The sequence below is a fragment of the Lacisediminihabitans sp. H27-G8 genome (genome assembly GCF_046156175.1).
Lineage (GTDB): Bacteria > Actinomycetota > Actinomycetes > Actinomycetales > Microbacteriaceae > Lacisediminihabitans.
Window position 1 is genome coordinate 38,566 of the sequence record NZ_JAYLVL010000007.1, and the last position, 20,645, is coordinate 59,210.

At 59.4% G+C, this 20,645-nt stretch carries 19 protein-coding genes and 3 pseudogenes; 11 read left to right on the forward strand and 11 right to left on the reverse strand.

The window, feature by feature from the left end:
* Positions 1 to 49: 49 nt before the first annotated feature.
* Both VLI63_RS17030 and VLI63_RS17035 read left to right on the forward strand, forming a co-directional pair.
* Complete coding sequence (locus VLI63_RS17030; protein WP_409158045.1) at positions 50 to 1,207, forward strand: YihY/virulence factor BrkB family protein; 1,158 nt, start codon at positions 50 to 52, stop codon at positions 1,205 to 1,207.
* Positions 1,208 to 1,484: 277 nt separating this feature from the next.
* Positions 1,485 to 2,123 (forward strand): TetR/AcrR family transcriptional regulator, encoded by a 639-nt coding sequence (locus VLI63_RS17035; protein ID WP_409158046.1) that lies wholly within the window; start codon positions 1,485 to 1,487, stop codon positions 2,121 to 2,123.
* Positions 2,124 to 2,855: 732 nt separating this feature from the next.
* Here the strand turns inward: VLI63_RS17035 and VLI63_RS17040 are convergent.
* From VLI63_RS17040 to VLI63_RS17050, 3 genes are read right to left on the reverse strand one after another with little or no spacing between them, the layout of a single operon-like run.
* Positions 2,856 to 3,950: a glycosyltransferase gene (locus tag VLI63_RS17040; RefSeq protein ID WP_409158047.1), complete on the reverse strand. Its 1,095-nt coding sequence runs from the start codon at positions 3,948 to 3,950 to the stop codon at positions 2,856 to 2,858.
* Positions 3,947 to 4,771 (reverse strand): glycosyltransferase family 2 protein, encoded by an 825-nt coding sequence (locus VLI63_RS17045; RefSeq protein ID WP_409158048.1) that lies wholly within the window; start codon positions 4,769 to 4,771, stop codon positions 3,947 to 3,949. Before VLI63_RS17045 ends, VLI63_RS17040 begins: the two co-directional genes overlap by 4 nt.
* Before the next feature lie 23 nt (positions 4,772 to 4,794).
* Positions 4,795 to 5,733: a hypothetical protein gene (locus tag VLI63_RS17050; RefSeq protein WP_409158049.1), complete on the reverse strand. Its 939-nt coding sequence runs from the start codon at positions 5,731 to 5,733 to the stop codon at positions 4,795 to 4,797.
* A gap of 986 nt (positions 5,734 to 6,719) precedes the next feature.
* Between VLI63_RS17050 and VLI63_RS17055 the strand changes: the two genes are divergently transcribed.
* Entirely contained in the window at positions 6,720 to 7,247 is a 528-nt protein-coding gene (locus tag VLI63_RS17055; protein WP_409158050.1) for a hypothetical protein, read from the forward strand.
* A gap of 246 nt (positions 7,248 to 7,493) precedes the next feature.
* Here the strand turns inward: VLI63_RS17055 and VLI63_RS17060 are convergent, their stop codons facing one another.
* Positions 7,494 to 8,267, reverse strand: coding sequence for a glycosyltransferase (locus VLI63_RS17060; RefSeq protein WP_409158051.1), 774 nt, complete (start codon positions 8,265 to 8,267; stop codon positions 7,494 to 7,496).
* Positions 8,268 to 8,508: 241 nt separating this feature from the next.
* Positions 8,509 to 8,841 (reverse strand): hypothetical protein, encoded by a 333-nt coding sequence (locus VLI63_RS17065; protein WP_409158052.1) that lies wholly within the window; start codon positions 8,839 to 8,841, stop codon positions 8,509 to 8,511.
* Between the two features lie 433 nt (positions 8,842 to 9,274).
* Here VLI63_RS17065 and VLI63_RS17070 point away from each other — a divergent pair, with 433 nt between their 5' ends.
* Entirely contained in the window at positions 9,275 to 9,607 is a 333-nt protein-coding gene (locus VLI63_RS17070; protein ID WP_409158053.1) for an ATP-dependent DNA ligase, read from the forward strand.
* Positions 9,608 to 9,911: 304 nt separating this feature from the next.
* Here the strand turns inward: VLI63_RS17070 and VLI63_RS17075 are convergent.
* Positions 9,912 to 10,640: pseudogene (locus tag VLI63_RS17075) on the reverse strand (IS256 family transposase); the annotation flags it as partial.
* A 34-nt stretch (positions 10,641 to 10,674) separates the two neighbouring features.
* Here VLI63_RS17075 and VLI63_RS17080 point away from each other — a divergent pair.
* Complete coding sequence (locus VLI63_RS17080; protein WP_409158054.1) at positions 10,675 to 10,881, forward strand: hypothetical protein; 207 nt, start codon at positions 10,675 to 10,677, stop codon at positions 10,879 to 10,881.
* A gap of 33 nt (positions 10,882 to 10,914) precedes the next feature.
* On the opposite strand, the gene VLI63_RS17085 is transcribed toward VLI63_RS17080, so the two are convergent.
* Positions 10,915 to 11,835, reverse strand: coding sequence for an NAD(P)-dependent oxidoreductase (locus VLI63_RS17085; RefSeq protein ID WP_409158055.1), 921 nt, complete (start codon positions 11,833 to 11,835; stop codon positions 10,915 to 10,917).
* Positions 11,836 to 12,093: 258 nt separating this feature from the next.
* Between VLI63_RS17085 and VLI63_RS17090 the strand changes: the two genes are divergently transcribed.
* Positions 12,094 to 12,384, forward strand: a complete 291-nt coding sequence (locus tag VLI63_RS17090) for a hypothetical protein (protein ID WP_409158056.1) — start codon at positions 12,094 to 12,096, stop codon at positions 12,382 to 12,384.
* Between the two features lie 39 nt (positions 12,385 to 12,423).
* Here the strand turns inward: VLI63_RS17090 and VLI63_RS17095 are convergent, their stop codons facing one another.
* Complete coding sequence (locus tag VLI63_RS17095; protein ID WP_409158057.1) at positions 12,424 to 13,269, reverse strand: NmrA family NAD(P)-binding protein; 846 nt, start codon at positions 13,267 to 13,269, stop codon at positions 12,424 to 12,426.
* On the reverse strand, positions 13,266 to 14,000 hold the full coding sequence (locus VLI63_RS17100) for an SDR family oxidoreductase (protein ID WP_409158058.1): 735 nt from the start codon (positions 13,998 to 14,000) through the stop codon (positions 13,266 to 13,268). The genes VLI63_RS17095 and VLI63_RS17100 overlap by 4 nt, the downstream gene beginning before the upstream one ends.
* Positions 14,001 to 14,096: 96 nt before the next feature.
* On the opposite strand from VLI63_RS17100, the gene VLI63_RS17105 reads away from it, so the two are divergent.
* From VLI63_RS17105 to VLI63_RS17115, 3 genes and pseudogenes are all read left to right on the forward strand, one after another.
* Entirely contained in the window at positions 14,097 to 14,552 is a 456-nt protein-coding gene (locus VLI63_RS17105) for a MarR family winged helix-turn-helix transcriptional regulator (RefSeq protein WP_409158059.1), read from the forward strand.
* Positions 14,553 to 14,706: 154 nt separating this feature from the next.
* Positions 14,707 to 15,986: pseudogene (locus VLI63_RS17110) on the forward strand (IS256 family transposase).
* A 1,252-nt stretch (positions 15,987 to 17,238) separates the two neighbouring features.
* On the forward strand, positions 17,239 to 17,775 hold the full coding sequence (locus tag VLI63_RS17115) for a putative immunity protein (protein WP_409158060.1): 537 nt from the start codon (positions 17,239 to 17,241) through the stop codon (positions 17,773 to 17,775).
* A 248-nt stretch (positions 17,776 to 18,023) separates the two neighbouring features.
* Here the strand turns inward: VLI63_RS17115 and VLI63_RS17120 are convergent, their stop codons facing one another.
* Both VLI63_RS17120 and VLI63_RS17125 read right to left on the reverse strand, forming a co-directional pair.
* Positions 18,024 to 18,584 carry an alpha/beta fold hydrolase gene (locus tag VLI63_RS17120; RefSeq protein ID WP_409158061.1) on the reverse strand — a complete coding sequence of 187 codons (561 nt, stop codon included), beginning with the start codon at positions 18,582 to 18,584 and terminating at the stop codon, positions 18,024 to 18,026.
* Positions 18,581 to 19,411, reverse strand: coding sequence for an LLM class flavin-dependent oxidoreductase (locus VLI63_RS17125; RefSeq protein ID WP_409158062.1), 831 nt, complete (start codon positions 19,409 to 19,411; stop codon positions 18,581 to 18,583). The genes VLI63_RS17120 and VLI63_RS17125 overlap by 4 nt, the downstream gene beginning before the upstream one ends.
* A gap of 94 nt (positions 19,412 to 19,505) precedes the next feature.
* Here VLI63_RS17125 and VLI63_RS17130 point away from each other — a divergent pair, with 94 nt between their 5' ends.
* Both VLI63_RS17130 and VLI63_RS17135 read left to right on the forward strand, forming a co-directional pair.
* Positions 19,506 to 19,991, forward strand: a complete 486-nt coding sequence (locus VLI63_RS17130) for a winged helix-turn-helix transcriptional regulator (protein ID WP_409158063.1) — start codon at positions 19,506 to 19,508, stop codon at positions 19,989 to 19,991.
* Between the two features lie 337 nt (positions 19,992 to 20,328).
* Positions 20,329 to 20,645: pseudogene (locus tag VLI63_RS17135) on the forward strand (IS21 family transposase); the annotation flags it as partial.

Here is a 20,645-nt window from a genome sequence, read left to right on the forward strand (position 1 = left end):
CGGGCATAGGCAATTCAACCGATTAGTAAAGCGACGACAGGGACTTCCGATGGCGCAGCGCTCGAGTACCAAAGCGAAAGAGTCGCCAGATCCAGACGACGAGAGAAAGCCTGACGATCCCACCGACATCACCGCTCGATCGTGGAAATACGTATTCCGGAAAGTGGTCCGCGAATTCGGTGCCGATGCCTGCACCGACCTGGCCGCCAGTCTTACCTATTATTTTGTTCTCTCCCTATTCCCGGCGTTAGTGGCAATCGTGTCATTGCTCGGTATGTTTGGGCAGACGAAAGACACCGTCATTGTGATGCTTCAAATCGTAAGCAATCTTGGATCACATCAGGTGGTTGATGCAGTTCGAGGGCCGCTGGAATCTCTCGCGAAATCGCCCGCCGCCGGATTCGGTTTCGTCGCCGGTATTCTCGGCGCTGTGTGGTCGGCATCCGGTTATGTCCGTGCTTTCGGCAGGGCGATGAACCGCATCTACACCGTTGACGAAGGACGCCCTTTCCTCAAACTTCGAGTTACCACGTTACTGATCACCGTTGTCACGCTCGTGTTGATCGTGATCGCTGCGCTGATCCTGGTCGTCAGCGGACCCGTCGCAAAAAGTATCGGGGATGCTCTGGGGTTGGGCGAAACAGCCGTGTTCGTGTGGAATATCGTCAAATGGCCGGTGTTGGTTGTCATCGCAGTCATGGTGGTCGCGATCCTTTACTACGCGTCCCCGAACCTGAAGCAGCCCAAGTTGCGGTGGATGAGCATGGGCGCCTTTCTCGCTTTGGCGCTCTGGGCCGGCGCATCGGTACTGTTTGGCTTGTATGTGGCCAACTTCTCCAGCTACAACAAAACCTACGGCTCTCTCGGGGCGATCATCGTCTTTCTGCTGTGGATTTGGATCACCAATATCGCTCTCCTGTTCGGTGCGGAGTTTGACGCCGAAACGGAACGCGGCAGACAACTCCAAGCAGGAATCGAAGCGGAAGAAGATATCAAACTCCCTCCGCGCGACACTGTAGCCAGCGATAAGAAAGCGGCCAAGCACCAGGAAGACGTTGCAATCGGCCGAAAGCTTCGCGAAGACCACGGAGAAAACTCGGACGACTCGGAGGATTCGGAAGACTCGGACCAGTCGGATGATAGATCGGCACGTGACAAGGGAGCGCCAAAGACGGGACTTCTCCACCGTCTCACGCATCGAAAGTAGATCTTCGAGACTCGCGCCTTCTAGCTCACGGTCGATGACAGGTCACCGTGGCGTTCTGTGCAGGTCTCAGGAAATTCCTACGGCCGTTGGGGTGTCCCAGGGTCCATTTGGCCTCATCGCCTTCATTGAGGTCTCGTCCGTTTACGAGCTTTTTTGTGAGGGTGATTCAAATGTGGACGGTCGCTGGTCGAATCTGTAGGGTCGCTCTCCCCGGCGGGGGACCTGACCAAAGGAGCAGCTAGTCGGCCCGTCGAAGGTGTGGGCGTATGGTTCACACATGAGAGCGAACGATCACGGCGCAGGTATCCGAAACCAGGTTGTGCAGGCGGCATACGCGATGTTTGCCAGACGCGGCATTCACGCCGTGTCAATGGCCGAGATTGAAGACGGCGCCGGGTTGAGCGCTGAGGTAGTGGGCGAATGGTTCTCCTCTCGGGATGAGGTGGGGGCAGCTTTTTTGCAGCGGCGTGAGGTCGAGTGGTTTTACGGAGTGGTCGAAGCCGGGATCAAGCAGCGCGGGGTTTCGCCCGAAGATCGGTTGTTAGCTATCTTCGACGTTTTCGACGAATGGTTTCAGCGCGACGACTACGAAGCATGCACGTTCATCACCGTGATGTTGGAGGCTGATCCTGACCATCCGCTCGGGCTGGCTCGACTCGGCCATTTGTCGCGGATTCGGGATATTATCGCCGCTTTTGCCAATGAGGCTCGGCTGGATGATCTGGACAATTTCTGTTTGTCCTGGCACATCCTTATGAAGGGTGCGGTGATTTCCGCGGTGGATGGGGATACCCGGGCGGCAGCTCGAGCGAAGACTATGGCCAGAGCGCTTATTGCCCATCACCGGCCGGGGCTAGCGTTTGCCGAAGACAATTCGTTCCAAGAAGCAGCATCCTGGCTCGAAGCAGGCTTCTGATACCTGATCAGACCACTTGGCGGATTGTGTTGATGAACAACTGGTGAAGCGCGCTCGGGGAGTCGGGGCCGCGGTAGCACCTATTTTGGCTCCGCCGGCCTCAACTTTCTCTGCACCGTCACAGAGGAGGATGAGTGGATCGGGTTTGTTCCAGTCCGTTCCGGATCGGCTTTCGCCGACCAACAGCGATGCGCAGAATACTGATAAAGGAAAGCTTCACTTGTCCACTGGCGGTGTGAGGCCACTACGTGTTCTCGAGCAAGAGCGTTCGTTGGTGGATCGGTTCTAGGGTGAGTTCCGGTCCGACGGTGAACGCGCTCACCGCCGATATTGCGATGCATAGCGTTCCGGCCCGGGCCACGACCATGGCGCCAGGGACCGTGGCGGGTGCGGGTGGTTGTTCTGAAGCCAGAAATCTCCGCGTCGCTTGGCTATCGACCGCATGGTCGGATCGAGGCCCGACTCGCCTACTGGGAGCAGCTCCCCATGGCGATTGTGCCTTGGAGTGGACAGCCTCACCGCCCGCATGGTCAGAAGGTGTCAGGAATATTGACGCTCAGGTAATTCGAGTCTTCCGGGGGTTCAGCTGGGTTGCGCTCGTACGGAGTCGGTGAGAGACGACCGGGTGGTTACGCGGGTTGGCTGCTGGAGAATGATCGACCGATCTTGGATAGTCAAGCTTTGCGCGCGTCCGATCTTCCCGGCGCGCGTCGTCCGGCTCGATTAGCGGAGCTAGCCGACGGACATTTGATCGTCTTCACGGTGTGTGGGGACCTTTTCGGCGAGACATTCCAATATTTCTTCGTAGCGGTCAATCATCGTGTCGAACGAGAATCGCGTTGAAGAGCGGACTACTTGTGTACGGTCGCGAGTTATAGCAATCCGGATCGCTTCAGCGAGAGCTGGGGCGGTGGTTGTGGTTGCGATCACGCCGGCCCCCGGCTCGATGAGTTCGGGCAATGCACCGTTGGGGAGACCGGCGACCGGTGTACCGCTTGCTAAAGCTTCCACTACCGTCAGTCCAAATGGCTCTGCCCAAGTGGGAGAGGCGATGAATACTGATCCGGACGCAAATAGTCCGCGCAAGTCGGCGTGGGAAAGATGTCCGCGGTAGCGGACATGTTGGTTTAGGCGAGGACGGACTTCGGCATCGAAGTAGTCGCTGTGCGAGATCGGACCGGCGAACTCTATATCGAGACCGGCAAGACGAGCGGCGTCGATTGCCAGGTGCAATCCCTTTTCTGGAGTGATTCGAGCCGCCCACACCGCAAGGCCCGGGGTCGGTCGGACTGGCGAGGACCATTGATTCAGATGGATGCCGTTTCTCACAACGCCAACGCGGGGGAGGAGTGCGCGCCACGCTTCCGCGTTCGTCGCGGAGACGCTCACATATTCGTGTAGGGGACTGGGCACCCAGTCGGGGTCGCTCACGATCGCGGTTACGTCGGAAAGAGTGGGTGGAGTGTGCAGGATTGTCAGCATGGGAAGGTCGCGCATAGAGATGTAGGGCAGTGAACTGAGCGAGTTGTTCACAACGACGTCGAATCCGGATGAGTGGATGATATTGATGCTGTGATCCACCGCCTCAGCCAGAAATCCCGCCTGCTGGATACGCACCAGCGGTGTCGCTTTACGTATGAATTCGAAATCTTTCGGTACCAGCGAATACATAGTGGCGGAGGTGACTGATCCTTCCTTCGCGAACAAAGTCACGTCGTGTCCACGTTCGACCAGAGCGTTGGCAAGCATGGCGGTGTGAGCTTCTGTGCCTCCCTCGAATGGTTCCGCGATGGGGTGGTGCATGTGGCTGAGAATGGCAATTTTCATGTTGCGTCTTTCGGGTGGGGATCAATTTTTAGCCAGTCGCCACTGCTGTCGTCGTGGTAAACGAGGCCTTGTTTTTCAAACTCTTCTAGCCAACCGATCATCGGCCAGGTCCCCCACCGTTCGGCGAATATGCGTCCGTTGCGGAGGATGTCCTCGAGATGGTGGACGGGTGGGGAGGGGCTGGGATGATATTGGTGGAACGCTTCTGCGTCACCGACCATCCGAAACTCGTTTCCGCTCTTTTCCGAGGTGCGCGCAAAATCAGTGTCCTCACCCCCATATCCGCGATACGCCTCATGAAATCCGCCGATTTCTTTCCACATCGCAGTGGTGAGGGCGAAGGAGAGAGACCAAAACAGATTCGGATCGGTGAGGTATGTCTCCCCGGCCCGCGGGCGGGGCCTGAAGTTGTGGAAATGTGCGAGCAGGTCCCGATTTTTTGAGAATGGGCTGATGTTGTCGGGAAGGTAACCGACCGCACCGCCGAGTAGTGCGGTGGGGAAAAGGTAGGCCGCTTCCGAATATCGTGCTAGCAGAGAAGGAGAGGGTACACAGTCAACGTCGAGGAAGACCAGCAAATCTGCACCGCGGTCGATGGCGTGTTTCGCCCCGAGGTTGCGTGCGGCGGCCAGGGGGAGATGAGCATCTGGGCTGTTAAGGTGCTTGATCTGGGCGACGGGTGGGCTCTGGTCCAGCCAGTCGGCGAGATGCGGCTCGTCGATCGCGACCACCACGTAGCAGTGCGGTGCTGTGTCGCTGAGCGCCAGCCCGCGGTGCTGGTTAATCAGATGGTCTCGTCGTCCGGACACGATCGTGATCACACCGATTCGGTGAGCGTGGTGGTTCATACTGCCCTCCGATGCGAGGGGAGGTGACTGGCGCCGGCGACGTTGGTGATCACGGTCGCTGTTCGACGTGCTGCGTCTCCGTCGACGAATTGGGCCCAACCTTCGCCGTCCAGGAGCTGCGCCGTCGCAATTGCTGCTCGGCGGTCTACCCCATCCCCCGGAGTCAGAACGATGACGGGAAGTTCGCTGACGCGCAGTGACGCTGCCATGCTGTGCTGTTCATTGTGCGGCCGGTCCTCTGCCACCAGAATTGCTGGGGTCCGGCATGCCGCTATTTCAGCAAGAGCGTTTTGTCCGCAATGGGCGAAGACGACGGACGCCTCACGAAGGTTGTGTTCGACAGTGTTCACAGGCTCCCCGTCGAGCCGGACCCACTCTGCGTCGGGCATCGCCGCTTGAGCTTCTTCCACGACCATGTCCAGAGCGCTTATGCCGCGCCCTCCAGATCCATTCATCACCGCTATCCGATTCGGGCGCCGCACGACGTCTGTGGAGACCGCAGCTTCTACTTGGATTCGACTGATCGCGCCGACATGTTGGAATTCGGACTCCAGAGGCGCGAGGACAGCCGATGGGCGGAGATCGCTTGGCCACGGCGCGATGATCGCGGAAGCAAGCCGATAACCCAACGTATGGGCCTCGTCCGTGCGGTCACCGGGTTGCGCGAATGTGACCACGCGAATCCCGTGCAGTCGCACAAGGGCAGCAATTTCTACCGAGACATCGACAACCACAACCTCGGGACGAGCGGCTCCAAGCCAGGAAGAGATTGCGCTCATCCGCGACGACAGTCCGACGGATTCCAGAGGCACCCAGTGGAAAGCACCGTTTGCTGTAGCTTCAATTGGATGGACGTCAGTATCGGTAGGTAGCTGTATCCACTCTCCCAACCAGGCTTCAGGCTGAGGAAGTGAGGAGAGGATAGTTACCGGCATGGCGAGAGCAGAAGCGATAGTGAGCGCCCTATGCAAGTGCCCGGACCCACGATGATGCACGTAATATCCGATCACAGGCGCGAGGTCCCACCGTTAAGGGATGGCCAAGAGAACTGGTCCGCGTCCGCAAGAACCTTTGCCGATGGATGGGGTCGAACGATCACAGAGGACGTTGCTGTTGCGACGAAGTGAGTGACGCGCGGAACAGGGCAATCTGCCGCGAAGGATTTGTCCAGCGCGAAAGTGTCCACCCCTCCACAATGGCCTCGATTGCCGGCGGTGCTACCCCCTTGATTTCACAGCGAGTTCCATTTTGTGGGGCTCGAACGGGAAGACTCGCTTCGAGGGAAGGTGGCCCTCACAGCGCGACATGAGTCTTTCGAGTCACAATGTCAAACGGTCACTCAATAGATCAACCGTGTGGAAGACCGAGAGCGTGTCAAGGCCGCCCAAAATTTTCGACCATTCTCGCTCGGCGCTCGTAAGCTCGTCGCATGTCAGACGCTTCTTTTGCGTTGTCTCTGGGCGTCACATTTGCCGGCCAGTTCACAAATTATGCGACCTATTCGAGTTCTGCCAACTTGAACAAGGTCACCGTTATCAGCGGGTCCGAATGTGAGAAACGAAGCATTCTTGGATGCCTTACCGGGCATCTTGGTCACGGTTTAATCGCGAGGGTCGTCGCGGGAATGCGGTTCGGAGACCATCCAGCGAGCCTGCGGGGTCCAGCCCATGAAAACCGGTCAATCGTGAATAGGTTCTTCTTCGATCCGTATCCGCGCGCTGTCGCGGGGGAGTACATCTGGAGTAAAGAGGACCCTGCGCCAACTCGGACGCCCCGGTTCAGTGGGATGCGCTCTATTCGGCGGCATCTGTGCCGGAGAGTGATGTTGAGGCGGACAGTTTCGTTTCGGAAGGCGACACTCTAACCACCGTGCTTGCCCACCTTCGGCGTAGTCACGGGCTCAAAAGAAGGAGAAAGAAGAATGACAGATATTGAGAAACAGTCGGAACTTACGGTTCCTCACGATGGGCCAGACGTCGCACATCAGCGTCCCGCGAGTGTGAGTGATGCAGAAGTTGAAGCGCTAGGCAAGTTATCTGAAGCGCTGGAAGTTATTGAACACGCTCGCGGGTTGTTGTATGGGTTTCACCGGCTTACCGGAAAAGGGGACCTGGCGCTCGGCGAGGCAGTGCAGCTGCTGAATGCGGCTGGTCGAACTGATATTGCTGACGAAATCGATCGCACACTCGTCGGACGTAACGTAATTGAAGGACGATGGACTTTTCAAATCATCGAAGACTACGACGACAACTACTACCGAGAATTTAAGATGCAAGAAGCTCATGCTCGAGAGCAAATCGCGGGAGGGAAGAGACATCTGTTTGAGGCGGAGATGAAAGAGGACCGTCGCACACCGGGGCAACGACACCACGAAGCCACTCCCGATTCGCCTAAACAACCGGACTCGGCAAGCCGGAGTGCTAATGCCCCCGCGGGCGGGTTTTTCTAACTCCGCGGGGAGGGGCTGTAGGCGCGCTCGATATGTGGGTGGTGAGGTCATATCGATCCCGACGATCATGGTTCTTTCCCGGAGAAATAAGCAGTGCGAGGTGGCGCGGCGGATGATCCAACAGCGCAAAGAACGCGAGCCTTAACGAAGACCCATCTTGACCTTGTTAGAAGTCGTGTTCTCCCGTCCGCATATTTCCGGCGGTGGCGTGTCAAGTGGACGCGGAATGGGTTCATGAAGTCAGGCCTATTGAGGCGCCAGTCCCGGAGAAACTGCGGAAGTCGCGTCGGCTGACGGATCTGATATTTGACGGCGGGCGGCCGCGTTTTCGAGGTCTTCGCGCAGGTACCGCGCGTACCCGCCAGGCGTTCGTCCGAACCGGCGTCCGGAAGTCAGCACCTCGCATTCGGCGGTGACTGAAAAACTGCGAAGTCGGTGCACTAGGTCAGCGTCTTCGTGCTCTGGCACTGTTCTATAGCCTCCGGCTTTTTGATAGGCGGAAGCTCGGATCCCGAGGTTCGCACCATGAACATGACCGTTGACCACCCCGCTGGGATGGGTTACCAACCATGCGCGCACCTGAGCCGGGGTCAAATCGGTGAAATCAGGGCGAACCGTACCGACCACAGCGTCGGCCCCGATATCAGCTAACCGGAGGTGGTCTTCAAGCCAACCGAGCGGAACTTCCGAATCTGCATCGGTATTAGCGATCCAAACCTGGTCCAGTGGGTAGTGAACCAACGTCAAGGCGTGTGCGACTCCGGCGGCTCGAGCCGTTCCTACATTGGATGAATCAATCTCCACCACATTCACGCCGGCGATCATTTGCGCTATCGGCACAGTTTGGTCTAAACATCCGTCGGCGACAACGCAAATATGTACCATCACCGATACCTGACGGGCCGATTCCACAATTGACCTCAGACACCGATCAATGAGTTCCTCCTCGTCTCGCGCAGGGACCACGACCACAATCTCGGCAACGGGTAAACCCTTTCGACCCTCAGCGTTGCACTTCATTTCTATCCTCTAGTCGTAGAAGTTCGGTCGATTTGGAGCCGCCATGCCTCATGCCCTGTCGCCATCAGGATCGCCCGCTGGATCAATATGAGTGTTCAGAGTTCAAGCGGTGAGAACATGTTCTGCTGCAGCTCACTGCCCGTCAAGCTGGTGTGAGTGAGCGAAGTATCGCGGCGAAATTATGTTCAGTCCGATTCCAGTGGCTTTTGGCTGACAAGCGTGAAGTCGGTCGTGATGGATGTCACATCTCCCAGCTGAATTCGTGATCCACGTCGGAGAGGTGAACAGACCGAGCCTGACTGCTACCAAGAAGCTCAGTGGCGTGTCTAATGGAGGCAACCAGCTCACCGTCCTCCAATTCGTCGAAGTCGCTCGGCTCAGATTCGGAAACGATCTGGCTGGCTGGGCCAAGCAGAAGGCGGGCATGCTCAATGGACCCGTCCTCCTCTCGAACGGGAATGGTCACTGTAGCTGAACTTCCCCGCTTTGCGAGGGCTTCAGAGTAGGAGAAGATTGCTGCCGCGATCTCGGTACCAGTGACAAACGAGTCGCCCGAGTAGTGGATACGTTCCATAGGACTATCAGTACTCCGGCGCGGGTTTTCTGTCACCCCTGAAATATCGCTCGCGACTGTAGCGAGCGAAAGATGTTGGCGTCTCAAATCGGTCAAGCGCCGGGCGCAACGCCCCGCGGTTATGCCCCGTTAGCGGGATAATGATTGTGTTCACCTGAACTTTCCCATTCCCAGCGCCGCCAACAGATCGGACTACGGTGGAGGGCATTTTTTCATCTTCATCCCCGTCCTATTCTTCGCGATTCATTCCCGCCGATTGCAACTGTCGATCGGGCAGGAGAGCATCGGGTTCCATTCAGCGGCGATCATGGGCAGTGCCGACATTCCCGACCAGTTCAGCAGGCTCCTCACGCTCGTCCCCCAGTCATGATCACGATAACTCTCTGACTCAACGATCCAGAACTAAAGTTTGGGATGACGGGAGAAGGTAGGCATGGGCATCTTCGTTTACGGCCGGTCGACTGCAGAAGTAACCTTCGATGACCGTGCCCTATTTCATTTGCAGATCGTCATCACCGCGAAGCTGCGCCGCCATGAAAGCTTCCTGTTCACGTGGACTAACCCTTTATCTGACGGAGGTGGGCGCTCCAGCATCTGGCTGCATCCCAGCAACACGATGATGTACCGCTTCAGCGGAAGCCGGATGCCCTTGGTGAACCGGGAATGGATCAACCTTCTGATGGAGTCCGCCAATAGCGGAGGTGGCCTACATTTCATACCTGAACCCGAAGCTGCCGGTCATACCCCTTCAAGGGCAGCTTCGTAACCAATGTCGACCATAAGTAACGTCCTGTCGAATAGTCAGCAGTTGACTCAAGGACATTGCCGTTGGTCTGGGTCGTGCGTCAAGCTCGACAATGTGATATTCGCATTCGTGTTCGACATGTGTCGTTAGCCGTTGCCCTGCGGCGCCCCTCGAGGCAGTGATCGGTCTTTAAACGGTCTCCGGGAGGGCCGGCAAAATCGGCCTGATGATCCTTCTCTCACTGATGCCGACGCCGTGGCAATTTCATAATCTAGCGACTTGTCACGCTGCTGATAATCGTTCACGATGAGCTATGGCTCTGATTCCCACGAGTAGTTGCTCGTCCAGCCGTGCGGCATCCCTGCCAGGCCGCCCCGGGCAGGTGTGCCGCAATCGCGTCTTTCAGCCCGGCGTGCGCGCCGGAGGTCACCAGCTTAACACCGGTCAGACCGCGGGGGCCACGGTCGGCGAAGAACGCGTTCCATGCCGGCCCTGATTCACTTGTGGCGACCTGCAGTCCTAGGACCTCTCGTCGCCCGTCACCGTTGACCCCGGTGGCGACAAGCACGACGGTGTTGATCACCCAGCCGCCCTCGCGGACTTTCATGGTGAGCGCATCCGCAGCGACGAAGGTGAACCGCCCCGCGTCGACCAAAGACTGGTGTCGGAACTAGTTGACGTTCTCATCAAGATCGGCAGCCATCCGAGAGACCTGCGACTTCGACAACGAGTGGATCCCGAGAGTCTTCACGAGTTTGTCCATCCGGCGGGTCGAAACACCAGCCAGGTAGCGGTCCGCGATCACTGCGATCAGCGCCGCCTCGGATCGCTTCCGACGATCTAAGAGCCACTCCGGGAAATACGTTCCCGAGCGCAGCTTCAGAAGGGCGATCTCGATTGTGCCGGCACGAGTATCGAGGTTGCGGTGTCGATAGCCATTGCGGTGGGTCACCCGGTCGGGACTGCGTTCACCCCACTCCGCTCCGACAACGGCATCGGCGTCAGCCGATAGCAAAGCGTTGATCATGGTCTGCAGCAGGGGCCGCATCAGATTTCCTCAGGATGAAGATAGTGACACCATCGTCGAGGTGGCGGCCGGATCGTCGCTCACAGCGGACTGGACTGCAACTTACGCCGACTACTTCTACCTTTCGTTGTCGACCTCGATGGCATTTAGTCCCACCGACACCATGCCCCTTACCGCGCGAGCCAAGCTGCTCATGTCCCTACACTCCGCTGGTGGATTCGTCATCGTGGCGCTCGTCATCGCCCGCGCCGTCAGCCTCATCGGGTAAATCCGGCATGGCTGCGTCCGGGATCACGGCAACTCACACACCGGTGCTCGGCCGTAGCAGCCGACCGGCTCGTTGCTCCAATAGCTTTGCGACCAGCAATTCGCCGTCAGCGTCGCCGAATTGATCGACAGCATCCCGATAGAGGCCGGAAATCGCGGTCGAAATATCGAAAGGCGTTGATGTTTGCTCCGCGAGAGCGGCAACGGTGCTCAATTCCTCCAGGCAGCGACTGATCGGGAAGTTCTCGAGATAGTCGCCCGAGAAAAGCGCGTCGGTTGAATCGGTTAGGAATGCGCCTGCCGCAGCACTTCGCGACAAGACGTTTCTCACCGTCACTGGGTCGAGGCCAAGCGACTGTCCGAGCAGCAAGGCTTCTGTCACTGCCGCGACCTGCCCAAACCACAGCAGATTGGCCAGAAGTTTCACAACCTGCGCATCGGCCGGGTCCTCGCCCACGACAGCGATTCCATCGGGTCCGCTGAGCACATCAAGCACATCGCGACTGGATTCAATATTTGCTCGGTTGCCGGCGACGAAGAAACGGAGCGACCCTGCCTCCGCGTCTCTCGGGCCCCCACCCATGGGAGCGGATACGCATCTGACACCTCTGACCGCTGCATGCGCGACGAGGCGTTGCGTGACTCGCGGATCGCCGCTCGTAGCATCGAGCCACAACGTTCCCTGCCGCATCGACGAGAGCGGGGACCCGGATCCGAGCAGAGCTTCTTCCAGTTCGGTCGGGCCGGGCAGCACAGTCATCACCACATCGGAGACCACCCCAAGCGCTTCCGCGTCACCCGCCCACACCGCCCCGATAGCCTCCACCCCCATGCGCGTCCCAGCGCGCGGATCGAACACGGTGACGTTCCATCCGCCACTCACGAGCCGCCGAGCAATACGAGAGCCCATCCGACCAAAACCGAGAAGTCCAACAGTCCGCATCATGACCACCATTTTCCTCAACGAACCACCCAATTGCATCGAAGCTCTGTGAAGGGGCTGCTAGTGAAAGCAGTCAACTCCGAAGCAGTCGATGAGGGTGACGAACAATCTCCACACCGCTTCAGGGTCACTCGTCACCAGTCGCGGGGGGTCTGCCTCGTTAACGGGGTTTCCGGCTGTCGACGACGTTCGAAAATGAGGCCAAAGCGACGTTTGAATATGAGGGTACCCAGACAAATTGGATGGGGGATCACTTTGAGAGATTGGGCGGTGATCAGAAGGCTTGTCGCGGACGGCGTTCCGCAGCGGCCGGTAACGAAGGATTTCGGTGTCGGGAGGTCGACGGTCGACCTCGCGGCCGCGTGGCTCGACGTGGACGAGAGCGCGTTTGAGGTGCGCGTGACGATCAAGATTCCGGAGCCCGCAGCGAGACTGTTCGCCCACGCGAAGAAGTACGAGGAGACGGCACGGGAGGCTGTGAGCGTAGCGGCGCGCCAGTGGCGTGAGACCGTGCGTGTAACTATTGATGCTCTGTGGCGGCTTTTTGTTGCCGCTTTATAGCAGGTCAGCAGTGAGGGCTCCGCGAGCCCTTGATGGGTTTCAGTTCGGGATGAATTCAAGGCGGTAGTCGGTGGCGAACTGGGTGAAGGGTGAGGCGCGGCGTCCGGTGACGTCTTCGACGTTGGTGCTGAGCCAGTCGGAGTCACCGTCCGCGAACAGCCGGAGCGCTTGAGCGTTGGCGCGCGCAACACCTTCAGGCATGCCCATCTGGACCATCGCCGATACCTGGTCCTGAACGCTGATGTGATCGTGTGTGATCGTTCGACCGAGGACTTTCGATAGCCGGACGGCGACGTCGTCGTAAGACAACGATTCGGGTCCACTGGCCCGATAGGTTCGATCGGTATGGCGAGCAGGAGACGTGGCGATCGTGGCGAGCATGGCTGCGACATCCCGCGCGTCGACCATGCCCACGCGTCCGTCACCGGTCGGAGACGAGAAGGTCGACGTGCGGGCTATCACCGGCGCTAAGGCGAGGAAGTTCTGCATGTAGGCGTTGGCGCGAACCAGTGTGTACGGCAGCCCCGAGGATGTCAGGGCCTGCTCGATGCGGAAGTGATCGCGGCGGCGAGCGATAGGGGAATCGGCGGACGCGTCGGCGGTGACCTTCGTCACATGGATGCCGGTGCCACGGACTGCAGTTATTACACCGATCTCGTGATGGGCGTTCGGAGGGGTGACGAGCACGATCGACGCCACGCCTTGGACCGCCTTTGCGATCGAGGACGGATTATTGAGGTCCCCTTCGACCACCTCGACACCCGCCGCTGCGAGGGCAGCGTGAGCATCAGGGTTGCGGGTAAGCACGCGGACTCCGTGCCCCGCATCTGCCATCAGACGAGCTGACTCGGAACCGACTTTCCCGGCCGTGGTGACGAGGATCATGCCCGCGCCGCTTCGCGAAGAGCAGCGATCGCCGACTCGGCCTCGCCGGCGTCATGGACGCCGACGGATCCGCTCGGTGCGGTAGTTCCGGAGATCGCCACCGCGACCCGTCCGACATCTCCAACGGTGACGGTGCCCTCGGCCAGACGGCTGGTGACTTGCCCGAGCACCAACGTGAACACCCGCCGGCTTTCACCGGACTCTGCCGCGGCGACACGCTGCATCATCAGAAGGGCAGCCTGCTCCATGCTCACCAGACCACTGCCGGGAACCGGCCGGGTCGCGGAGTCTCCGACGATGACGGTGTAGGCGCCTTTGGCGGCGAGGTGCGGAAGCGCTGCTCGCAGGATGGCCAGATGGGTGGTTGCGAGCTCCGTGAATGCCGAGGCCCAGTCGTCCTCGGAGATCTCGGTCAGGAGGCCGCCCTGCCACCACCCGCCGATCGGGGCGACGACCGAGTCGAGCCCGCCGCGGAAGCGGACGATTTGCTCGACGAGATCCTTCGCCCCGGCGAACGTGGTGTAGTCGTGCACGATGAGATGCAGGTGCTCATCGGCCGCATCACCGAGTAGCGAACGAAATTCGGTGGAACGGCCCTCGGAGCGTGTCGGCACGATCACCTCGGCCCCAGCGGTCAGGAAGGCGCGCACGACACCCTCCCCGACGGCACCGGTACCGCCGGGGATCAGGACACGGTGGCCGGTGAGATCGAACGTGGTGACAGTAGTCATTAGTTTCTCCAGGATTCAGACTCATTGGTCTGGTCAATGTTGGTTTTCCCAACGTAATCCGGTTCGTTGGCCGTGTCAACGATTAGGATGGGGTTCATGGTCGACGAATTGGTACCAGATCCTCCCGCACGACTGCGCTCTCTCCTTAGTTGGCAGGCGAGCAAGATGAATACGGTCGGCTCTCGGCTGACGGCAACGCAAATGCCTTTGTCCGCCCGTGCGGAATTCGCCGTTCTCGCCGCGTTGGACGAATACGGCACTCTCAGTCAAGCCGACCTCGGCCGCTACTTGGGCCTTGACCGCAACGACGTCAACGGTGTCGTGGGTCGACTCCGTGACGCAGGCCACCTCAGTCGAGAGACCGATCTGTCCGACCGGCGTCGGAACATCGTGACCCTGAACGAGTCCGGCCAGACCTACCTCGACCAATTGCAAACTGCGACCGACCTGGTTCAAACGGAGCTTTCGGCCGCCCTGACACCCGCCGAGATCGCACAGCTTCAAAGTCTTCTGACCAAGCTGTTACAAGGCCACAAGAACATCGCGAGCTGAGAGCTTCGCGGACGGACAACAGCTACGAGCAGGGAGCACGCTCGCAGTCCTCTACTACAAGTCGGGCGAGAGGGAAATGCACGATGGGACTGTCTCGAATTCGGTGTTTCCGGCCTGACACGTTGGGCGTGAGCCTGGCGGGAAAGGTGCCGTGATGACGACACTGGATGTTGTGAAGAGAAACAAGCTGGAGCCCTCTGCGGAGGAGACGGCAGCGAGGGAGTTGGTGCGGTTGGCGGCCGAGCAGGGTTTATCCCTGACCGGCCCGACGGGCTGCTGAAACAGTTCACGAAAACGGTCCTGGAGACCGCGCTGAACGAGGAAATGACGGAGCACCTCGGCCACGAGAAGAGCCGGGCCGATCCAATCCGGGATGCCACGAACGTGCGAAACGGCACGAGGCCGAAAACGGTCTTGACTGAAGCGACTGGGCATGTCCAGATTGAGATCCCGAGGGATCGGGATGGGACTTTCCAGCCGGTGATCGTTCAGAAGCTTCAGCGCCGCCTGAATGAGGTCGACGAGATAGTCCTCTCGCTCTATGCCCACGGGTTGACGACGGGTGAGATCACTGCGCACTTCGCCCACATCTATGGGGCGCAGGTGTCGAGGGAGACTATCTCGAGAATCACGGACAAGGTGTCCGAGGAAATGGCGTCCTGGGCGAACAGGCCGCTGAATGGCGTGTACGCGGCGATCTTCATTGATGCGATTTTGGTGAAAATTCGTGACGGGCAGGTCGCCAATAGGCCCATTTATGCCGCGATCGGCGTTTCAATGGAAGGCGAGATGGATGTTCTGGGTTTGTGGGCCGGGACCGGTGGAGAGGGGGCGGAGTTCTGGATGAGTGTCCTGACCGATTTCAAGAACCGTGGCGTCACCGACACCTTCTTCCTAGTCTGCGACGGCCTGAAGGGACTGCCTGCAGTGGTGGGCAACGTGTGGCCACGCACCACGGTGCAGACCTGCATCATCCACCTGATCCGCAACACGTTCCGGTTGGCGTCGAAGAAGGACTGGGACGCCCTCAAGAAGGAGGTCCGCCCGATCTATACCACCGTGAACGCTGATGCAGCCCGGCTGGCGTTGGATGAGCTGAGAGAGAAATGGAGTCACGAGTACGGGGCGATCATCCGGTTGTGGGAGAACGCGTGGGAGGAACTCACACCGTTCCTTGCGTACGACGTCGAGATTCGCACCGTGATCTGTTCCACGAACGCGATCGAGTCGTTGAACGCTCGCTACCGCCGGACCGTTCGGGCCCGGGGCCATTTCCCGACCGAGGCCGCCGCGCTCAAATGCCTCTACTTGGTGACGAGGTCCCTTGACCCGACAGGTGCCGGTAGGACACGCTGGACCGTGAGGTGGAAACCAGCACTGAACGCATTCGCGATCACCTTCGCCGACCGCTGGCCGGCAGCAGAAACCTACTAACCAAAAATGCTGGAAACACCGCAAACGTTACAGACCCTGGGAATGCGCCGCTCGAGACTCGTTTCTTAAGTGTTCGCTGGAGGGGCGGGGAGTTCACGATATCGCGGTCGCCGTGACAGTAGTGGTTCCTCTTCGGGGCGGCCGATACGGGCGAATAGTGGCCTCAAGGGCACATTCGCGAGGGCATAAAATCGTATCCGATGACCGTTCTCGTGCGAGATGGCTCATACGCCAGGGTGTTGCCGGCCTCTGCGTTCGGCCGTCTCGTCGGGGGCTCTATTTTCTCGGTAGCGAGGGCCCGCGACGGCTATGCGCCTTCGGTGCTTATGCCTGAAGGAAAGATTCCTGGGGCAGCTGTGGGGTCAACCCGAATGAACCCACAGCTGCGTCCCGCGTATTTCAGCACTTAGCGTCAAGAACATTCCCCCGAATGCCTTGACGCCCTTGAGTATGGTGCGAGGCTATGAATGCAGAAAGACCCCAAAACGGGGGCGTTTTAAGAGAATGCGATCCGGCGCAACTTTCGGGGGCGTTGCGCCGGATCGCTCTGAAGGGACCTCAGGGCAACTCCAGTCAGACACGCGTTTTGAGACGGCCGCAATGCCCGGGGGAAAGCCGCGTTCGTCACATTCGGGTATCCCACCGACAGATCGGGAAACTCTATCGGCGTGGGTGACACGTTACCTGATGTCCCCCTTTAGGAGGACAATTGCAGAGATTCGATGCCGACCCCAATTCGGGGCACACAAAGCACCTCGCAAGAGCGCTCAGATTGAAATACAGAAGACTTCGTTTGTGGACGAACGTTCCTCAATTAAGCGAGCACGCCAGCGAACGAACTCGAACCACTCCGACCTCAATAGCGGCGAGATTTGGGCAGAACTGCTCCGTAGGACGGCGCGAAAAAGGAGATGCCGATTCCGATGAAATTTCCGATATTCGAGGGCTGATATCAGTTATTATGTCAACTGATCTCCGGCACGTTCGCGTTGGGTGCGACTTGACCGGGCACCGCGTTGGTTGGGGCGAGAATCTTTTGATACGGGCCCGGTGGAGCCCCGGTGGCAAGGCGTTCGCGAACGCCTGCATTTCCCCTCCATGAACAGTGCCTGAGCCCAGGCGCCCTTCGCCCAGGATGACCAGCTCGCCGCACGTCCCGGGGCCGGTAAAATCTGCACTATCCGATTGCGAACGTCAAACCTTGGCGCGCTCCCTCCTGGGCGCCGACATGCGATGACTGAGAATAGCTGTCGTGCACATACACACCAGAGACTTCGAGCTGACCCTCGATGAGCTGCGCGCTGTCGCCCGCCACGCCGCAGAGTGCTCCCAAGAAGTCCTGCCTCTCTTCGAAAGCGCCAACCCTGAGGATCCCCGGCCGCGCGCAGCCATCGAAGCTGCATGGACCTTCGCGAACGGCGGAGCGCGAACAAATCTGCAGCGCGTCACCGCATTGCAAGCGCATCGAGCTGCGAGAGATGGGACAACCGAAGCCGCCCGATACGCTGCTGGCGCCGCCGGCGACGCTGCGGCTGCCGCGTACCTGCATCCCCTAGCGAAAGCCACCCAGGTCGGTCACATCCTGCGCGCGGCCGCGAACGCGGCTCACGCCGCCGAATTGAGCGCAGGAAACGACCCGCTCGTGGGAAGAGCGCTGATTCAGCAGGCGCGAAACCGGGCCACTCCAACCGTTATCGACGTGCTCGGGCGCTACCCCCTCGCCCCGATCGGCAAGACCCGAGTTGCGCACCTCATGACAGCTCTGGACGGCTTATTGCGGGCACCGTGAGGAGAATCAACCCCCGACCTTGTTTCGAAAACGGATAGCGGTCTTCACCAAAGCGTTCACACTGTGTGCGGTACTCGCACATAGTGTGAACGATGTAGACGGCTTGGCCGTCGTGCCGGTAGAGGTGCGTCCTAGCTCGTCGGGCACTTGCAGGCGCGCGATTCCGCGAACGAGAATTGTGGGCGCCGATAGGACCGACACTTGTTCGTGTCTCGGCACGGAGGCTTCGGGTAATCGGGGGCTGCCGGTTATTTTACCTTTTGGTTATGAGTGCGGCGTATGTCTTCGGCGACGAGGTGCAGGTCGTTTCCGAGTTGGTGTCCTCCTGTTGTTGTTCGAGCGGTGGCGGTCGGTATCGCTGTCGCATATAGATCGAGGTGTTCGTATGGGACGGTCTCGTCGTCCTCGCTCGCGTAGAGGAACGTCGCTGCGGTTCCGAGCCGTTCGGCGAGTTGGGTGGGTAGTTCGAAGCCTTTGAAAGTCCAATCGGCGTCGCCGCTCGGAAACGGAGCCGCAATGATGCATTGCGCGAATATCGACGCAGTATGGCTTTTTTCGGCAAGGTATTTGAGCAGCATGTATCCGCCGAGTGAATGGCCAACAACCGCCATGGGCTGTTTTGATTCTGCGATCGAGGCTTTTATGGTGTCGCGCCAACGCGCGTAGTTTGGGTTGCTCTCGTCGGGCATCTGCGGGAATGTTACGTCATATCTTGGGCCCAAATATTGTTGAAGGTTTTCGGCCAGGCCCTGGTCCTCGAGGTGCGCGTGAGAGCCGCCGCCTTGCACGAACAGGACGCGAGTATTCATGATGGGTTTCCTCTTTCTGATCTGGGCTTCGCGTGAATTGCCGCCTGAGCGGCGGCGAGCAATCGGCGCGGATCGGCGTCGCCTTCCCATGTCGTGAAGACAAGGGTGTTCAGGCCCGCCGCGGCATATTCCTCGGCCTGCGCGGCGGGGTCTGCTCCTGGTTCGACATAACCCACGACAGAGAACGGCTGGTGCTCGAGCGACGATCGCGCGCGGCCCTGCCGAACAAACTCGATGGCCTTGGCCGCAGCTTCCGGTGTCGAAATATCCCCGAGAAGAACCCCGTCGGCAATTTCACCTGCCAACATCAGCGACTTCGGTCCGTTCGCCCCGATCAACACGGGCGGCACTTCCCGGCGATCCAGCGGCACAGCGAGTCGTACGCCGTTCAACTTCACATAGCGCCCACGTGTGGTGAGTTCCTCACCTTGAAGGAGGGCACGCACCGCCACTACATACTCCCTCATGAGCGTTATCGGGCTGTCCACTGCACCGCCGGCCTGGTCCATCCAAGTGCGGATACCGTGGCCGAACGCAGGAACAAAGCGTTGCGGATGAAGACGGGAGAGGGCCGCCACTTCCATTGCCGCGAGCGCCGGGTTTCTCAGCGGGATTGGCATCAGTCCGAGCCCCACTCGCAGCCGCGAGGTCGTTGACAAAGCCGCCGTGGCCAAGACGACGCCGCCACTCCAAAAACTGTCTTCCCATAGCCACAAATCTGCGATTCCAGCGGCCTCGACAGCATTTGCAGCTTCCGCCAGCTTTTCGATGAGGAGCTGCGGACGAGCGACCACCCCTACGCGCAGCGTGTTTGAACTGCGGCTCATTGATCGCTCCCTCAACCGGTTGCGATGTGCAATCAGCAAGATCACGATACGGCCAGGTGATGGTAGATTGCAACCAGTTTGGAAAGGTGGTCTTGTGAAGCCGGCGCGCTCGGGATGCCCCATAAATGCTGCGGTGGAGGCATTTGGCGACAGTTGGAGTTTGCTCGTTCTACGGGACGTGATGTTTGGGAATCGGCTCTACTTCAGGGAACTTCTTGCCGGTTCCGAGGAAGGGATAGCTTCCAATGTTTTGGCTGATCGGCTGAAACGTCTAGTGGCCGCCGGCCTGCTGACCCGTGACGGCGCCGGTCCGGGGCGGCGAGCCGCCTACAAACTCACCGAAGCGTCAATTCAACTTGTGCCAGTTTTTGCTCAACTCGGCGACTGGGGTATCCGCCACCGCCCAACCACCGAGCGTCTACGAATGCGGGCAGAACTGCTCACTGCCGGCGGATCAGAACTCTGGACAGATTTGATGACAGAGCTGCGCGTCATTCATCTCGACGCCCCCGCTCTGCAATTCGAAAGGCAAAGCGTCATCCAACGACTGGCCAACGTCTACGCCGCCGCTTCGGAATGAGCGCATTACACACCGCATCGACACTGAAGTTCGGAATATATTCGCCATTGTTGAGTACGGGGACGTACCGCGGGTCGGGTGCCGGCGGGTCGATGAGCCGGCGGATCAACGAGCGGATGCCATCCCACCTGATCAGGATGTCACAGCTGGCGTCGGAGCCGTAATCGAATCGTGCGACAACACCGGCCCCGAGTGGCTATGGCAGGTTTAGTCGGACCCACCAGGGCAATCTAAGCGGACCCACTTCGGCTGTTTCGGGGTGTCCGAGGCAACCTAAGCCGGACCCACCTTCACCGTTGTTGCAACGTGTTTTCGTTGCTCAAGGTGGAGGTTTCGGATGGAGTCTCGGGTGGAGTTATTCGCGCGGATTGGACGTGATGCGCGCGTGGAGGGCCTCTCGATCAGAGAGCTAGCCCGAAGATACGGCGTCGGCCGGCCGACAGTTCGGCAGGCTCTCGCTCAGGCGGAACCGCCCGTCCGAAAACCAAGAGTCCGGACTGCGCCGAGGTTGGACGTGTTCAAGGCGACGATCGACGAGATGCTCCGCCAGGACCTCGATGCCCCTCGCAAGCAGCGCCACACAGCGAGGCGAGTCTTCGCCCGTCTCGCGGAGGAGCACGACGCCACGGATCTGTCGTATTCGACAGTCCGTGA

Coding starts and splice junctions, on each gene's coding strand:
- VLI63_RS17030 (WP_409158045.1), top strand. CDS start 50: ATGGCGCAGCGCTCGAGTACCAAAGCGAAAGAGTCGCCAGATCCAGAC.
- VLI63_RS17035 (WP_409158046.1), top strand. CDS start 1,485: ATGAGAGCGAACGATCACGGCGCAGGTATCCGAAACCAGGTTGTGCAG.
- VLI63_RS17040 (WP_409158047.1), bottom strand. CDS start 3,950: ATGAAAATTGCCATTCTCAGCCACATGCACCACCCCATCGCGGAACCA.
- VLI63_RS17050 (WP_409158049.1), bottom strand. CDS start 5,733: ATGCCGGTAACTATCCTCTCCTCACTTCCTCAGCCTGAAGCCTGGTTG.
- VLI63_RS17055 (WP_409158050.1), top strand. CDS start 6,720: ATGACAGATATTGAGAAACAGTCGGAACTTACGGTTCCTCACGATGGG.
- VLI63_RS17060 (WP_409158051.1), bottom strand. CDS start 8,267: ATGAAGTGCAACGCTGAGGGTCGAAAGGGTTTACCCGTTGCCGAGATT.
- VLI63_RS17065 (WP_409158052.1), bottom strand. CDS start 8,841: ATGGAACGTATCCACTACTCGGGCGACTCGTTTGTCACTGGTACCGAG.
- VLI63_RS17070 (WP_409158053.1), top strand. CDS start 9,275: ATGGGCATCTTCGTTTACGGCCGGTCGACTGCAGAAGTAACCTTCGAT.
- VLI63_RS17085 (WP_409158055.1), bottom strand. CDS start 11,835: ATGGTGGTCATGATGCGGACTGTTGGACTTCTCGGTTTTGGTCGGATG.
- VLI63_RS17095 (WP_409158057.1), bottom strand. CDS start 13,269: ATGATCCTCGTCACCACGGCCGGGAAAGTCGGTTCCGAGTCAGCTCGT.
- VLI63_RS17100 (WP_409158058.1), bottom strand. CDS start 14,000: ATGACTACTGTCACCACGTTCGATCTCACCGGCCACCGTGTCCTGATC.
- VLI63_RS17105 (WP_409158059.1), top strand. CDS start 14,097: ATGGTCGACGAATTGGTACCAGATCCTCCCGCACGACTGCGCTCTCTC.
- VLI63_RS17120 (WP_409158061.1), bottom strand. CDS start 18,584: ATGAATACTCGCGTCCTGTTCGTGCAAGGCGGCGGCTCTCACGCGCAC.
- VLI63_RS17125 (WP_409158062.1), bottom strand. CDS start 19,411: ATGAGCCGCAGTTCAAACACGCTGCGCGTAGGGGTGGTCGCTCGTCCG.